18 protein-coding genes are annotated in these 14,343 nt (G+C 39.2%); 4 read left to right on the forward strand and 14 right to left on the reverse strand.

What is annotated here, in order from left to right; genetic code table 11:
• From KW850_RS19330 to KW850_RS19345, 4 genes are all read right to left on the reverse strand, one after another.
• Positions 1 to 433, reverse strand: a 433-nt coding sequence (locus KW850_RS19330) for an IS110 family transposase (protein WP_218349552.1), incomplete at its 3' end; no start/stop codon positions are given.
• 385 nt (positions 434 to 818) lie between these two features.
• The gene (locus KW850_RS19335; RefSeq protein ID WP_218349408.1) at positions 819 to 1,073 is read right to left on the reverse strand and encodes a hypothetical protein; all 255 of its coding nucleotides are present in this window, start codon (positions 1,071 to 1,073) and stop codon (positions 819 to 821) included.
• Positions 1,073 to 1,345, reverse strand: coding sequence for a hypothetical protein (locus tag KW850_RS19340; RefSeq protein ID WP_218349409.1), 273 nt, complete (start codon positions 1,343 to 1,345; stop codon positions 1,073 to 1,075). The genes KW850_RS19335 and KW850_RS19340 overlap by 1 nt, the downstream gene beginning before the upstream one ends.
• 84 nt (positions 1,346 to 1,429) lie before the next feature.
• The gene (locus KW850_RS19345) at positions 1,430 to 1,663 is read right to left on the reverse strand and encodes a hypothetical protein (RefSeq protein ID WP_218349410.1); all 234 of its coding nucleotides are present in this window, start codon (positions 1,661 to 1,663) and stop codon (positions 1,430 to 1,432) included.
• A gap of 142 nt (positions 1,664 to 1,805) precedes the next feature.
• Between KW850_RS19345 and KW850_RS19350 the strand changes: the two genes are divergently transcribed.
• A complete protein-coding gene (locus KW850_RS19350; protein WP_256358338.1) occupies positions 1,806 to 2,012 on the forward strand; it encodes a helix-turn-helix domain-containing protein in 207 nt (68 codons plus the stop codon).
• 154 nt (positions 2,013 to 2,166) lie between these two features.
• Here KW850_RS19350 and KW850_RS33440 read toward each other — a convergent pair whose 3' ends face one another.
• The gene (locus tag KW850_RS33440) at positions 2,167 to 2,298 is read right to left on the reverse strand and encodes a hypothetical protein (RefSeq protein ID WP_256358339.1); all 132 of its coding nucleotides are present in this window, start codon (positions 2,296 to 2,298) and stop codon (positions 2,167 to 2,169) included.
• Positions 2,295 to 2,585, reverse strand: a complete 291-nt coding sequence (locus KW850_RS19355; RefSeq protein ID WP_256358340.1) for a hypothetical protein — start codon at positions 2,583 to 2,585, stop codon at positions 2,295 to 2,297. Before KW850_RS19355 ends, KW850_RS33440 begins: the two co-directional genes overlap by 4 nt.
• Before the next feature lie 157 nt (positions 2,586 to 2,742).
• Here KW850_RS19355 and KW850_RS19360 point away from each other — a divergent pair, with 157 nt between their 5' ends.
• From KW850_RS19360 to KW850_RS19370, 3 genes are all read left to right on the forward strand, one after another.
• Positions 2,743 to 3,339, forward strand: a complete 597-nt coding sequence (locus KW850_RS19360) for a restriction endonuclease (protein WP_218349412.1) — start codon at positions 2,743 to 2,745, stop codon at positions 3,337 to 3,339.
• 17 nt (positions 3,340 to 3,356) lie between these two features.
• Positions 3,357 to 3,536 (forward strand): hypothetical protein, encoded by a 180-nt coding sequence (locus KW850_RS19365; protein ID WP_218349413.1) that lies wholly within the window; start codon positions 3,357 to 3,359, stop codon positions 3,534 to 3,536.
• A gap of 1,112 nt (positions 3,537 to 4,648) precedes the next feature.
• Positions 4,649 to 4,816 carry a hypothetical protein gene (locus KW850_RS19370; protein WP_218349414.1) on the forward strand — a complete coding sequence of 56 codons (168 nt, stop codon included), beginning with the start codon at positions 4,649 to 4,651 and terminating at the stop codon, positions 4,814 to 4,816.
• Between the two features lie 245 nt (positions 4,817 to 5,061).
• On the opposite strand, the gene KW850_RS19375 is transcribed toward KW850_RS19370, so the two are convergent.
• From KW850_RS19375 to KW850_RS19410, 8 genes are all read right to left on the reverse strand, one after another.
• Positions 5,062 to 5,400, reverse strand: coding sequence for a YolD-like family protein (locus tag KW850_RS19375; protein WP_218349415.1), 339 nt, complete (start codon positions 5,398 to 5,400; stop codon positions 5,062 to 5,064).
• A gap of 226 nt (positions 5,401 to 5,626) precedes the next feature.
• Entirely contained in the window at positions 5,627 to 6,421 is a 795-nt protein-coding gene (spo0A, locus tag KW850_RS19380) for a sporulation transcription factor Spo0A (protein ID WP_218349416.1), read from the reverse strand.
• A 285-nt stretch (positions 6,422 to 6,706) separates the two neighbouring features.
• Positions 6,707 to 7,996 carry a SpoIVB peptidase gene (gene spoIVB, locus KW850_RS19385; protein ID WP_218349417.1) on the reverse strand — a complete coding sequence of 430 codons (1,290 nt, stop codon included), beginning with the start codon at positions 7,994 to 7,996 and terminating at the stop codon, positions 6,707 to 6,709.
• Positions 7,997 to 8,175: 179 nt separating this feature from the next.
• Positions 8,176 to 9,888: a DNA repair protein RecN gene (gene recN / locus KW850_RS19390; protein WP_218349418.1), complete on the reverse strand. Its 1,713-nt coding sequence runs from the start codon at positions 9,886 to 9,888 to the stop codon at positions 8,176 to 8,178.
• A gap of 15 nt (positions 9,889 to 9,903) precedes the next feature.
• Positions 9,904 to 10,353, reverse strand: coding sequence for a transcriptional regulator AhrC/ArgR (gene ahrC / locus KW850_RS19395; protein ID WP_218349419.1), 450 nt, complete (start codon positions 10,351 to 10,353; stop codon positions 9,904 to 9,906).
• A gap of 168 nt (positions 10,354 to 10,521) precedes the next feature.
• The gene (locus tag KW850_RS19400) at positions 10,522 to 11,361 is read right to left on the reverse strand and encodes a TlyA family RNA methyltransferase (RefSeq protein WP_218349420.1); all 840 of its coding nucleotides are present in this window, start codon (positions 11,359 to 11,361) and stop codon (positions 10,522 to 10,524) included.
• Between the two features lie 3 nt (positions 11,362 to 11,364).
• The gene (dxs, locus tag KW850_RS19405) at positions 11,365 to 13,260 is read right to left on the reverse strand and encodes a 1-deoxy-D-xylulose-5-phosphate synthase (protein WP_218349421.1); all 1,896 of its coding nucleotides are present in this window, start codon (positions 13,258 to 13,260) and stop codon (positions 11,365 to 11,367) included.
• Positions 13,261 to 13,446: 186 nt separating this feature from the next.
• Positions 13,447 to 14,340: a polyprenyl synthetase family protein gene (locus tag KW850_RS19410; protein WP_218349422.1), complete on the reverse strand. Its 894-nt coding sequence runs from the start codon at positions 14,338 to 14,340 to the stop codon at positions 13,447 to 13,449.
• Positions 14,341 to 14,343: the final 3 nt, after the last annotated feature.

Genomic DNA, 14,343 nt, shown 5'->3' on the forward strand with positions numbered 1-14,343 from the left:
CTGTTAGGTTTTCGTGTTGTCTTGTCAAATTACGTAGGTTTAAAAGTTGAATCCCTCGTTTTTTATAGGGCTCTAAGTCCTCCTTATAGTACAGCTCGCAGAGATGATTAGCATCGATAATATCTGTTTTTACTTTGCGTAAACTTGAGCTCTTTGCACGATAAGAGATTAATGGATTAACAATGATTAATAAATAATTTCTGTCCTCAAAAAACTGAACTACGGGTGTATGATAATGCCCTGTAGCTTCGAGTACAATTGGAGGTTTAACCCCAGTTAAACTCTCAATTTCTCTAAGAAATTGGTATAATTCATCTAGTCCTTCAAGGGTATGTGCTACTTTAAAACTACTTTTGTATGGCTTTTTCTTTTCCAAGTAAGCTTGAACCTGACTTTCACCTTTAGCTATATCCAGACCAACGACTGGATTCATTTTTAAATCTCCTCCTCCAATAATTAAATTCACCGGTACCCCTAATCCTTCTTGCAGTATCATAGCTTCGCTTGTTATACGAGATCTATGTCCCTACCAGCCTCAAACATGTTTCTACAAGTAGGGGGCGAACTGTTTAGTTGACGGGATCCAAGCCCCACGGGTGCTTACGTTCTACCCCGGCTACCGATATCATAAAACGATATAAAAAATGTTCAACCAGAAATATCTGGCTGAACTTATAATACGAACGGGTGCTTTACTTCAATAAGGAGTAAGGCTTTTTTATTGCACTAACGAAGCACTGGACTTCAATCATGAACTTAAGTACTAAATTATTAAAGCAACCGAAGAAACCGCGGAATAACCCGCGGCTTTTTTTGTTTCACGCACTTATATCGACGTGCCGCTTGCATTTCGTACACTGAAAGACATTCAGCCGTACCTCGCGATGCTTTTTTAATTTACGGCAGGTCTGACAGCTTAGCGTCACGTATCGGCCAGTAAAGTCGTTAACGACCAGGTCCGATCCCGTCACTTCCTCCGCTACTAACTCTTCATTATCTTCGCTACCTACCGAATAGAAGGCATACGCTAATATCACGGTCATACCACCCGAAATAAAGCTGATCCAACTCATTAAACGTCCTCCCTTCCGCTCAGTACGAAGTTCAGCTCACCGTTATTGTTAACGACAACTACGCGGTAGGCCGACTGAGTACAATATTCCCGATGCAACTCCGAGACAAGCACGGCATCGTTAAGCCCTTTTTCGATAAGCAGTCCGGCTAGTGTCGTCGGCTTCATGTTGCAGGCCGTCGCTAGTCGGTTCAGTTTGAGCGCTTGCTTATTCGTGATCGAAACGTTTACCCGATGAATCTTCTTTCCGCCTAATCCCTTTCCTTCTATCAAAACGCAAAACTCCTTTCCAATCGTCGTGACAATTGACAACGTCAACCGTGTTACAGTGTTACGAATTGACCGCTAGGGGAGAGACTACTCCGTTTTCAGTATTAACGGCGTCCCTTTGGTCATTATTGCGGTATGACCGGCCGGTGCTTGAATGAGTGCTCTATCGGACTTTATCACCTTCCGCTGCCGAATGTCCTTCTCGATCAACCGCTTAACATATCCGCTAAAATTGACGTTCTCAATGCGTTCTAAAAACCGTCTATCCTCTTCGTTGGTGACGTTGAACGACACCGACTTGATAACCTTATTTTTGCTCACTTCATCGCCCCTCCTTCCGTTTGTTTACTCTATAGTATGACCGGTAATACTAAAAGATGAACAAAAATTTACTATTATCGCCACTTAAATTTCCTATATGAATAACGCCTGAAAAATATAATAATGAATATAGGTGATGCTAATGTTGATAAGCCGCATAGAGGAATTAATTCAAAAGAGCGGATTCAAAAAAGCGTTTATTGCGGATAAATTGAATATAACGGTAAAGCAGCTTCGCAATTATGAAACTGGACGGAGCTTAATACCGATGGATAAAGCATACATACTCGCGGATTTGCTCGGAGTTGGACTTGCGGAGCTATACGAGAGAAAAAAAGTTGACGAATAAACCGGTATGACCGCCCTGGACGTGCATTATTTCGAAATCCTTTGCATAAGCTGACTTAAGAGCGAGTCAGTGTCCATGGGCGGACTATTGCCGTCAAAATAGAGGCGGTATGACCGGTTCGAAATGTTAAGACCTCCGAAACCATTCCAGGGATCTAGTTATTCTTATATTTTTCTAAAAGTAACTCCGCTTCTTTTCGAAGATAATCCTCAAGTTTAATTTTACCTAAGAAGACTTGTTTTCTAATTTTAATTTTTTGTGCGGTGTCTTTCTTTTTCTCCTTCATTCTGCCTCACCTCGTCTGATTCGTTTTGAATAGCAATCACCGATGGCTCTCTGAATATCGAGGAGAACCGGATTGCCCTTTTCGATTTCCTCTTCGAACCATTGTCGTTTTTCGTCCGATGAAAGCCGGCATAACTCCGAATGTATGATAACGGTTGAGTTGCCTATCTTCATAATCTGTTTAAACTTTTCTTGCCGTAGCTTCATTATTCTAGACCTTTTAAACGACTTATACTTAGTTAGCATTAGCAAGCTCTTCCGAACAAACTTCGTCTTCTTTATTTCCATAATCATCCTCCTAAATTATTATTAATTTGCATTATATAGAAATACGATCTTGCGTGGTTAATCGTCTTTTTGGCGTCAGTTTGCGTAATCATTCGAAATTGGTATATCAGGAAAAATTTTGTTCAGAATATAGATAACAAACTAAGGAGCATTCATAATGTACAAATTGGTTCGGAAGTTTAAAAAAAATTTGTTTAATAAATTATTAGTAGGATACTTTATTATCGTCTGGTATGTTCTCACAATTAAATCGATATTTGAAACGCCTAGCGATGTATCTACCGGAGTAATTAAGCTCTTAATGCCTTTCTTTTTTGCGTTAACGTATAAACCATTCCGAACTCTGGTATTTGATTTAATTTCTATCACTATTAAGGCAATTCGGTACAAAAGTGGTCTTCCTATCGACATACGAGAGATTGATAATATGGACGGTTTCGCATTCGAACATTTCCTTAAACCTGTATTCGAGCGGCAAGGTTACCTTGCACAGGTTACGCAAGGATCAGGCGATTATGGCGCTGATTTAATATTGCGGAAAGGTCGTAAAAAATTCGTTGTTCAAGCCAAGAGATATAGCAGTAATATCGGAGTTAGCGCTGTTCAGCAAGTAGTGGCCGCGGTGAACTATTACGATGCGCATGGGGCAATTGTCGTAACGAATCAATACTTCACACCAGCTGCCGTTGAGCTTGCGAAGGTGAACGGAGTTAAATTGATTGACCGTGACTCATTGGGGAAAATGTTACTGTAAATCGAGGAGGCCGTAAAATGAACGATTTACTTGAGGCAAAGCTAACGATTACTCGGATTAAAACGCAGTTCCTCGATCTTGCTGGCGAACTCGTTGCGGATATTGCTAGCGATAAGGAGTATGCGATTAAGCGGATACTGGGCGTTGTGGAATATATTGATGAAAATGACGTGAATGTTCGCGATATACTTACGTAAAGCCCCGGCTGGTTGCCGAGGCCTTTTTTGTTTCTACCGAGTATCGTCCGTTCGTGTTTCCTCTTAAAATATCCGCAGTTTATACAGCGCCATTTCCTTCGCTGACTCTTTCGTGGTGCCGTAACAATTCCAAACTGCTCGTTCGCCATCGGTCGCATTTGCTACGTACGTGTCATTACCGATATAAATAACCTTCACTTTAACTCGATTTTTTCTTCAGAATAGTAGCACAGATCATCTCCTCACTTTCTACCGTAAATATTTCGGTAGATTTCGACCAGTTCCTTCGGGCAATTGCGTCAGTTATGTGTCATTTGAGCAATGAAGCTCCGACTGACCCCCTGAGTTCAAATTTGCTACGTAAAATTTTTTGCGACTAGCAACGGGTTGAGTCAGAAAAATTATAGCCAGGTTGAAAACAAGAAGTGACGGGTTTTGAGCGAGGCGGCCTGGGAGTCTGTGGTTTTTGTCGGATTTAAATATAAATCGGAATCATTGCGATTGTATAACAATGAATAACGTATTCAATATTATTACGTAAAAGATATATACGTAGTAATAATGTCGATATACAAACCGCGTCATATCAACGTTAAATCATTACGTAAATATTATCCGTTATGTAGCATCCTATACATCCGCATACCTACGCCATTCATAGCGCCAGCAGCTCCGTTATTTCCCACCGTTTATGTATAATGAATAGCGGTTCAGTATGCGGATAGCTGCGCGATCGGCCTACGTTTAGACGCCCCCCCTTAGTTCGGAAGGCAGCCTCGCCCAGGCGCGGAGTTGCTACTGATATTGCGAATATGTAAACTTTTGTACTGCCGGATGCCTTGCGATATCCCTCCTTGGTATTACGCCACATTACCCGGCATATTACGAAATATCCCGATTCCTTCTATTATATACCCCCGGTAGGTATATTCGTAAGGTCGTGCTGTGTAAACTAAAGCACCCTTTTATTTAGCGCTTTCTATTTGCTGGCAGAAAGGATGCGTTTCTGTTGATTAAAAAGGATTATTTAGCGCTTTAACAGGTTAAGCTAATATTGTCTGTTACAAAAACAGACTCATTTTTGCAGACACGATAAAGAAAGGGGATATATCATGAAGGAACGAAAAAACAATGATTCCCTTCTTGAACATGGACATAAAAATAAAATTAATTCGGAGCAACGTGAAAGCTGTGAAACTTATGAATTCAACGGCGAAGTGTATGTTTGTTGCTGTGATGGCAGCGGCAGTTGCTCCTGTACCGGAGTAGCTTTAAAGTAAATAGAAGCTTTCTCTTTAGGATCAGAGTTATGTGATTTTTGAATAAAAAGGACCGATTGACGGTCCTTTTTTTGTTGGTAATATGTTTATCTTTCAATATCAGGAAGCCCTTCCGCTTGCATGTGATCTTTATATTCCATTGCTTACTCTTTATCTAGAAAGCCATACTTAGAATGAAACTTATAGCCTTCAGGGGTTTCGTCAATCTTTAATGAAGATTATTAGCTTTTTAAAAAATAAAAACGCTAATCTACGACCTTCACTCTGACCACACTATCGAATGCCACCGGCTCGAATACGCCAGGCTCTACTTCAATGCGCAACTCATGCGTAATTGGATCTACGGGGTTAATGGTGCCAGTCATCTCCGAAGTAAAGCCGTCATCCCATACGCTGAGCCTCACCGTTAGCTTATACGCCATTGCGTAGGCTATCCGCTGGTCAAACTCATCGAGCTCATAAACGTCTAGTAACGGCTTTTCAACACGTTCTGAATCACGCCATAAATCACGTTGCGCCTTAATCAGCTCCGGCATCCCAAATGCGAATTGCCATTTAACTTTTCCTCGGTCTCTTATCGTCATAACGATCATCTCCTCGTTCTTATTATACGCGAACAAACGTTCTGTGTGTATACAAAAATAAAAACGCCACCGGTTAAGGTGACGCTTTACATATCCGCATATAACGGTATAATGATTTTTGCGAGAATATATCGGAACGGCTACGTAAAATTTATTGGAACGGCAACGCTTAATTCACCGGAATCTCACCGTAAATTCAACGGTTAAAACAGCGTCATTCCAACGTTCAAGATGCCTTATGCTCTAGACGAAGCTTATCAGCCACCATGGCAATAAATTCCGAATTAGTTGGCTTCGCCTTCGACATGCTTACGGTATATCCGAACAAGGAAGATATGGAATCAATGTTACCTCTACTCCAAGCTACTTCAATTGCATGACGGATGGCCCTTTCAACACGGCTTGCCGTTGTATTATATTTTTTTGCGATATCTGGGTATAGAACTTTCGTGATGGAACCTAAAAGTTCGATATCATTGTAAACCATTGAAATGGCTTCACGTAAATATAAATACCCTTTAATATGAGCTGGAACACCAATTTCATGAATGATACTTGTAATACTAGCATCCAAATTCTTAGGTTTTTGTTCAGTTTGAGAACGATATGTGGTTGATGTTGTAGATTTTCGAGTAAACGAATTCGTATTTCCACTAACTTGTCGAATATGGCTGCCTAGATTTTCCATATCAAATGGTTTCAAAATAAAATACGATGCACCTAGTTCAACCGCTTTTTTCGTAACATCTTCTTGACCAAACGCCGTTAACATTATGACATTTGGCAGGACGCCTTTTTTTATGTCACGGAGGCGCTCCAGAACAGCTAGTCCATCTAGATGGGGCATGATAATATCCAGAACTAGAACATCAGGGTCAGTATGAGATAACATTTCTAAACACTCTTGACCATTGTGAGCAATCCCTGCCACTTCCATATCATCTTGGGACGAAATAAAGTCCTCTAATAATCCTACTAGTTCTCGATTGTCATCAACGACACATACTTTAATTTTCTTCACTTCCAGTTCCTCCTCAGGGTTTATATCATCAGCTCTATTTCAACATACGTTCCTTATCAGCTGTATTCTCTTAACTCTATTCTAAATTAGAAATTCGACAATGCAACAAAAATTCCTCTCATTTTTTTAATATTTCTTAAAATAGTGATAAAATCTTATCTTTTCTTTGTTTTTCTCACCTTTTCGACGTAAAACGCGTTTCTTCTAATATTTGGGTTAATTTTGTCGAAAAGCGTTTATGTAAAAAAGCAAAATAGGGATGTTTCCTATTTTGCTCCCAACGTGTTAACTCGCTTTATTCTTTGGCATTTCATATATGTTAATTCCAGCTTCATTTAACATCCATTCAATGTGTACCCCGTACCCTGAAGTTGGATCGTTAACAAAGACATGTGTAACTGCTCCAATTAGCTTTCCATCTTGAATGATTGGACTGCCACTCATCCCTTGAACAATTCCTCCTGTTTTTTTAAGGAGTTTAGGGTCGGTTACTTTTATTACCATGCCTTTGGTTGCTGGAAACTTTTGCGGAATTGTGCTGACAATTTCAATATCAAATTCTTCAACTTGGTCATTATTCACAACTGTTAAAATTTTGGCTGGTCCTTCTTTTACCTGATGTGATAATGCAATTGGCAGTGGTTTATCCATAACGCCATTTTTTAAATCTTTTACCATTTCACCAAAAATTCCAAATGGGCTATTCTTTTGGATATTACCGACAATTTCTCGGTCGGAAGAAAAGCGTGCAAGCTTTTCACCTGGATCTCCGTTACTCCCCTTTTCAATGGAAGTTACGGTTGAGCGAACAATTTGTCCATCTTCTACAACAATTGGTTGTTTGGTATCCATGTCAGATATTACATGCCCTAGGGCACCATATTTCTTAGATTGCGGGTGAATAAATGTCATTGTCCCGATTCCTGCTGCAGAATCTCTAATATATAAACCGAGCTTATAGATGTTTTCCCCTTTGTCTTTTAGAGGGGTTAGTTTTGTAGTAAACTTTCCACTTTCTCGACTAATAACCATATCGAGCGCTTTTCCTTCTTGTCCTGCACTTTGCACATATGGTGCTACATCCGTCATTTTTTCTATTTTATTGCCATTTATTTCTGTAATGATATCCCCAATTTTTATTCCTGCAATTTCACCAGGTGACTTCTTACCGGATATAGTATTGATTAGATGGTGGCCTACAACCAATACACCCACAGTATTTAATTTTACGCCAATTGACTGTCCGCCTGGAATAACCCTAAAATCTTTTAATACTCGTACATCGACCTTTTTTATTGGAATCCCCGCATACTCTAACAGCATTTCATTTTTTCCATTCTTAGATGCTGTCATTGAAACCGAATGTTTTTCCTGATCAAGTGTAATATTCGAATTTTGAGAAACCAAAGAGGCTGATACCGGTACAGCCTTTTGAAAAGTATAGTCTTGTCCTTCAAAAACCGTAATAGTCTTGGGTATCGCGAGATATTGCTGCAAAGGCTGAAAAAAAATAAGGCTAATTAATGAAACAAGGAGAATTCCACCAATAATCTTTCTAATTAGTTCTAACTTCAAAATTTTTCACTCTCCTCGCTTCTTTTCATTACATTTAAATGGCTACATCTTTAATTTTGCCTCCTTGACAATCATTTATAACTTGGTTCAACATAAAAAAGCTACCCGAAATGGATAGCATTACAATTTTTAATAAAAATATAGTAATTTTAGCTCTTTTGAATGGCAAAATGCTAAAATCATCGACCTGTTAAAGCGCCGTTTCCACTTTTCTTATTCTCAGCAGCTAAAAATAATAATTCTTCAGCATGCTTTTTTGTGAGGTCGGTAATTTCCGTTCCCGATATCATCCGGCCAATTTCATTAATCTTATCTTCAAGCTGTAAAGGCGTGACAGACGTTTTTGTTCTTCCGCCTTTTATTATTTTGGAAATAAACAAGTGGGTATCGGCCATTGCAGCTACCTGAGGTAAGTGTGAGATACATAATACCTGAGATTGGCTGGCCACCTTATAAATTTTCTCTGCAATAGATTGAGCAACCCTTCCGCTTACACCAGTATCTACTTCATCGAAAATAATTGAAGTCACACCTTGATGCTTAGAGAAAATACTTTTTAATGCAAGCATAATTCGTGATAATTCTCCTCCAGAGGCTACTTTAGATAAAGGTTTCAATGGCTCTCCAGGGTTAGTCGAGATATAAAATTCGACTTGATCAACACCGTTTTTAGTAAACTGCATTGTATTTGATTCAAAACGAATTTCAAAAACTGTCTTTGCCATATACAATTCTTTTAGTTCTTTATGTATTAACTTTGTTAGTTTATCTCCCCATTTAAGACGAGTTTCCGTTAACTGCTTTGCTTCAAGTGTTAAGTCCTTTTTAATCGATACTAATTCTTTTTCTAATTCGCTTATATGGGTTTCTTTATTTTGTAATGTTTCAATTTCTTCTTCAATTTTTACGGCATATTCTAATATTTCATTGATTGTTTTACCGTATTTGCGTTTAAGCCGATTAATTTCATTTAAGCGTTCTTCAATTTCATTTATTCGCTGTGGGTCGAACTCTAATGCATCTAAATCATTTCTTAAGGATCTAGCTGCATCCTCCAATTGGTAGTAGCTATTTGAAACAGTTTCATAAATGTCTTTATAGGTATTATCAATAGCAGCGGCATCTTCAAGATGCCCCATAACCATGCTAATCCAATCAAGGCCTTTTTGTTCCCCTTGCAAGGCAGTATGACTTGATTGAAGGGCTTCATATACTCGTTCAAAATTATTTAATTTTCTTTTTTCCTCAAAAAGTTCCTCATCTTCATTCATTTTTAAATCCGCATTTTGAATTTCATCTAATTGAAACTGTATCAGATCGAGTCGATGAGCGGTTTGCTGGTCATTTTCACTTAATGCTTTTAACCTTTGTAATGTTTGCTCATAACGACGAAAGACTTGCTGATACTCACCTTGTGAAGGGAAGATATCGTCAGCGCCAAATTGGTCTAGCAATACTAGGTGTCTCGTCTCATCCATTAACTCTTGATGCTCATGCTGCCCATGAATATCAACCAGAGTTGACCCAATTTCCCTGAGCGTGGAGATCGTGACAAGCTTTCCATTTACACGGCAAATGCTTTTTCCAGATTGGGAAATATCTCGTCGTAATATGACCATCCCTTCCTCGATATCGATACCAAATTCTAAAGCTTTAGCAATGATAGGATGTTTACTATCATCAAGCTGGAATAGGCCTTCTATTTCGGCTCGGTCCTCGCCATGCCGCACAAATTCTGCAGACCCTCTGCCGCCAACCAATAAGTGTATAGCATCTATAATGATGGATTTTCCCGCACCTGTTTCTCCCGTTAAAACCGTTAATCCCTTTGTAAAAGAGATGGACAAGGACTCGATAATCGCGAAATTCTTAATAGATAATTCTGCTAACAAGGAACATTCCCCCAATTAAAGCATATCTAGGAACCGATTTGTAATAACCTCAGTATCTTCTGGAGTACGACAAATAATTAACATCGTATCATCACCGCAGATGGTTCCTAATATTTCATCCCAATCGAGATTATCAATTAATGCGCCAATTGCCATTGCATTACCTGGTAAGCACTTCATGACTAGCAAATGACCAGCTGAATCAATCCGAACAAACGCGTCAATTAATGATCTTTTTAATTTTTGTAATGGATTAAACCTTTGGTCTGCAGGCAGGCTGTATTTATAACGTCCATCACTTAAGGGAACTTTAACAAGATGTAATTCTTTAATATCCCTCGAAACCGTAGCTTGCGTTATATTATAGCCAGCATTCTTAAGTTCATCCACTAAATCATCTTGCGTCTCAATGTCATTATTGGCTATGATTTCTCTTATTTTAATATGACGTTGGCCTTTATTCATTGTCTCACCCCATAATCATTGAAAACATGTATCTAAATATTATGTTCTAATAAGTTCTTCTACACATTATGTTAGCCGATTTTTATAAACTTGTACATTTTTTCTTATATAAGGAAAGGAATTTCTTTAGAAATAGCCTAGAATACGAAGAAAAGGATAAGCGTTTGCCTATCCTTCTGGATTTTGCTTTGTTTTAAATTCTAAATGGGATTCTTTCACAATTTCTAGCGGGGTGATTGGTAATTGATTAACTCCCGTCTCCCGTTCACCTTCCCATTTCAAATGGAGCAGGTATTCAATATTCCCGTCGCCGCCAGTGATTGGTGAAAAGGATAAGTCTTTTATCGTGTAGCCTTGTTGCAACGCAAAATGAATGATTTTATCAATTACTTGTAAATGTACTTTTTCATCCCGAACGATCCCCTTTTTACCAACCTGTTCACGGCCCGCTTCAAATTGCGGTTTGACGAGGGCAATAACGTCACTTCCTGAAACTAAAAGTGTTTTTAAGACTGGCAAGATTAAAGTTAATGAAATAAAAGATACATCGATTGTCGCGAAATTTGGCATCTCTCCAATTAAATCAGCAGGGGTGACATAGCGGAAATTTGTCCGTTCCATCACGACAACTCGTTCATCCTGTCTTAGTTTCCATGCAAGTTGATTATAGCCAACATCTAAAGCATAGGACATCTTTGCTCCATTTTGCAGCGCACAATCGGTAAAGCCGCCAGTTGAAGATCCTATGTCTAGCAGCACTTTGTCTGATACACTTACATCAAATACTTTTAAGGCCTTTTCAAGCTTTAGTCCCCCGCGGCTAACGTATGGAAGAACCTTCCCCTTTATACTAAGTGGAATATCCATCTTAACTTTCTCTCCAGGTTTATCTAACCGCTCTTCATTAGAGTAAACAAGCCCTGCCATGATGGCACGTTTGGCCTTTTCTCTTGTTTCAATTAATCCTCTTTCAACTAATAAAACATCTAACCGTTCTTTATTTTTCATTTCTTAAGCCCTTTGTTGTTTTTTTCGAGCTAGAATGGAAACCCTTTTGATTACTTCTTCAGTTGTTAAACCAATCTCTTCAAGAAGGGAATCGACATCCCCATGTTCGATAAATTTGTCCGGGATTCCAATTCTGTCGATGTGCGAATGATAAAAGCCATGATTCTGTGCAAACTCAAGCACAGCACTTCCGAAACCACCTTGTAAAACAGCCTCCTCAATCGTGAGGATTGGCATATTTTTTGATAGGAGATTGGTAAGCATTTTATCATCCAGTGGTTTGATAAAGCGAGCATTCACAACTTTAACGGAAATCCCCTTCTTTTCAAGCACCTCTGCTGCTTTTAAGGCCATTGGAATCGTCGTTCCGAAGGTTAAGATTGCTGCATCATCGCCCTCTTTGAGAACTTCCCATGTACCAATTGGAATGGATTGAAGGTCCTTGTCCATTGGTACCCCAATGCCATTTCCACGCGGGAATCTCATCGCAATCGGACCGTCATCATACTTCAATGCGGTGTAAACCATATGCTGCCCTTCATTTTCATCCTTTGGCATCATTAAGACCATATTAGGAATATGTCTTAGAAATGCAATATCAAATACACCTTGATGGGTTTCACCATCAGCACCTACCAATCCAGCACGGTCGATCCCGATAAAGACATTTAAATTTTGTCTGCAAATATCATGAACAACTTGGTCGTATGCACGTTGTAAAAAGGTTGAATATATGGCGAGAAATGGTTTCATATTTTGTGTAGCTAAACCAGCAGCTACAGTTGCTGCGTGCTGCTCTGCAATTCCTACATCATACATTCTTTCAGGGAATTCACTAGCAAACCCCTCAAGTTTGGAACCAACAGGCATTGCTGGTGTAATGGCAACAATACGTTCATCGTTTCGGGCAAGCTTTCGAACGGTTTCACTAACAAGACTGCTCCATGCAGGCGGTGGAGTTTTTGCCGGCTTTACGAAGGCACCTGTATCAATTTTATATGGTCCTGTTCCATGCCATGTACCCGTTTTGTCACTTTCAGCTGGGTGATACCCTTTACCCTTTTTAGTAATAACATGAAGAAGGATTGGGCCTTCTGTCTTTTTCGCATAGCTGAAATTCTCAAATAATGCATCATAGTTGTGACCATCTATTGGACCAAGATAGGTAAACCCCAATTCCTCAAAAAACATCCCCGAAACAAATAAATACTTAAGGCTGTCTTTTACTCTTTCAGCGGTTGCAGCTAATTTCCCACCTACTGCAGGTACTTTTTTCAACAGTACTTCAAGTTCATCTTTCACCCACTGATATTTTCCAGCTGTCCGCAATTGGCCGAGAATATTATGAACAGCACCAACATTAGGGGCGATTGACATCTCGTTGTCATTTAAGATAACAATCATGTTTTTCTTTTCATGCCCAATATGATTTAAGGCTTCTAATGCCATACCACCGGTTAAGGCCCCATCACCGATCACTGGAATCACAAAAGATTTTTCCTTTTTTAAATCTCTAGCTATTGCCATTCCCATAGCTGCAGAAAGAGATGTGGAACTATGACCTGTTTCCCATACATCGTGCTCACTTTCAACTCGTTTTGGGAAACCGCATAAACCTTTATATTGCCTCAATGTATCAAACTCACAAGCTCTACCAGTTAGTATTTTATGAACATAAGACTGATGTCCTACATCCCAGATTATCTTATCTGTGGGACTGTTAAAGCATTTATGTAAGGCAATCGTTAATTCGACTACACCTAAATTCGGTCCAATATGGCCTCCGGTAACAGACAGCTTTTCAATCAAAAATTTACGGATATCTTGACTTAAAGCCTCCAATTCGTTATTCGACATGCCTTTTAAAAAGGCTGGGTCTTTTATTGATAATAGATCCATGTTTGGACCACTCACTTTCATACTTTTATGCAATCTCTTTTTAGTTGACTGTGTTCTATTACACATCAATAAATTTAACTTTGATTAAAAAATAGCCGCTAACACTTGAGTGATAACGGCATTGACAACGTTTTCTACATTGAAAATAATTATAACACACTTATTTCAATGCCTCAAATTCCGATTCTAATGGTCCCTTGAAGCGACTAAATCCGTTATTTCCATCAGCAGGTTTGTATTCAATCCTGTCATGCCTAGATATTCTTTCGACAGGTTTATTTGTTTATGCAATGCAGCAGTAGCGCCTTCTAGTGATAACAACTGTGGATACGTACTTTTATGATTGGAAGTATCACTGCCAACGGGCTTACCGATCAATTGTTGATTCCCAACCAAATCAAGAATATCATCTTGAATTTGAAAAGCGAGACCCAAGTGAAGTGCGAATGCTGAGAGGTTTTCTAATTGTTTTTGGCTTGCATTCGCTATTATTGCTCCTGCTAGCACACTGAACTTAAGTAACTTTCCTGTTTTATGGATATGTATATACTCAAGTTCATCTAAGGTTAAGGATTTTCCTTCTCCTTCCATATCAGCAACTTGGCCGCCAACCATTCCTTCTGTTCCTGCAGCCCTTGCTAATTCAATAACTAATTTTAGTTTGGTTGCATCTGATGCAAATTCGGGCGGAATGTTCCCCATTACTTCAAAGCTATAAGTTAATAAGGCATCACCTGCTAATATTGCTATTGCATCACCAAATACTTTATGATTTGTCGGTTTTCCTCTCCGTAGATCATCATTATCCATACTTGGTAAATCGTCATGGATGAGGGAATATGTGTGAATCATTTCAATAGCTGCAGCAGCAAGAAGTCCCTTTCGCGGCTCAACCCCAAATGCATCTAAAGTAGCAAATAGTAAAAGCGGGCGTATCCGTTTGCCGCCTGCTTCAAGCGAATAGATCATCGATTCCTTAATACTAGGAGGGGCATCTAGCTTATTAACCAAAGTCCGAAGCTCCGAATCAAGCAGAAGTTTATGTTCTTGTGCAAATGCATCTAATAACCCGGTTTCCAAGTC

The organism is Bacillus sp. sid0103 (assembly GCF_019219025.1).

What these genes read in the sequence shown, in the direction of transcription:
- KW850_RS19400 (WP_218349420.1), bottom strand. Translation starts at nt 11,361, where the DNA reads ATGAAAAATAAAGAACGGTTAGATGTTTTATTAGTTGAAAGAGGATTA.
- KW850_RS19370 (WP_218349414.1), top strand. Translation starts at nt 4,649, where the DNA reads ATGAAGGAACGAAAAAACAATGATTCCCTTCTTGAACATGGACATAAA.
- KW850_RS19375 (WP_218349415.1), bottom strand. Translation starts at nt 5,400, where the DNA reads ATGACGATAAGAGACCGAGGAAAAGTTAAATGGCAATTCGCATTTGGG.
- ahrC (WP_218349419.1), bottom strand. Translation starts at nt 10,353, where the DNA reads ATGAATAAAGGCCAACGTCATATTAAAATAAGAGAAATCATAGCCAAT.
- dxs (WP_218349421.1), bottom strand. Translation starts at nt 13,260, where the DNA reads ATGGATCTATTATCAATAAAAGACCCAGCCTTTTTAAAAGGCATGTCG.
- KW850_RS19355 (WP_256358340.1), bottom strand. Translation starts at nt 2,585, where the DNA reads ATGGAAATAAAGAAGACGAAGTTTGTTCGGAAGAGCTTGCTAATGCTA.
- KW850_RS19350 (WP_256358338.1), top strand. Translation starts at nt 1,806, where the DNA reads ATGTTGATAAGCCGCATAGAGGAATTAATTCAAAAGAGCGGATTCAAA.
- KW850_RS19360 (WP_218349412.1), top strand. Translation starts at nt 2,743, where the DNA reads ATGTACAAATTGGTTCGGAAGTTTAAAAAAAATTTGTTTAATAAATTA.
- KW850_RS33440 (WP_256358339.1), bottom strand. Translation starts at nt 2,298, where the DNA reads ATGAAGGAGAAAAAGAAAGACACCGCACAAAAAATTAAAATTAGAAAA.
- KW850_RS19335 (WP_218349408.1), bottom strand. Translation starts at nt 1,073, where the DNA reads ATGAGTTGGATCAGCTTTATTTCGGGTGGTATGACCGTGATATTAGCG.
- KW850_RS19365 (WP_218349413.1), top strand. Translation starts at nt 3,357, where the DNA reads ATGAACGATTTACTTGAGGCAAAGCTAACGATTACTCGGATTAAAACG.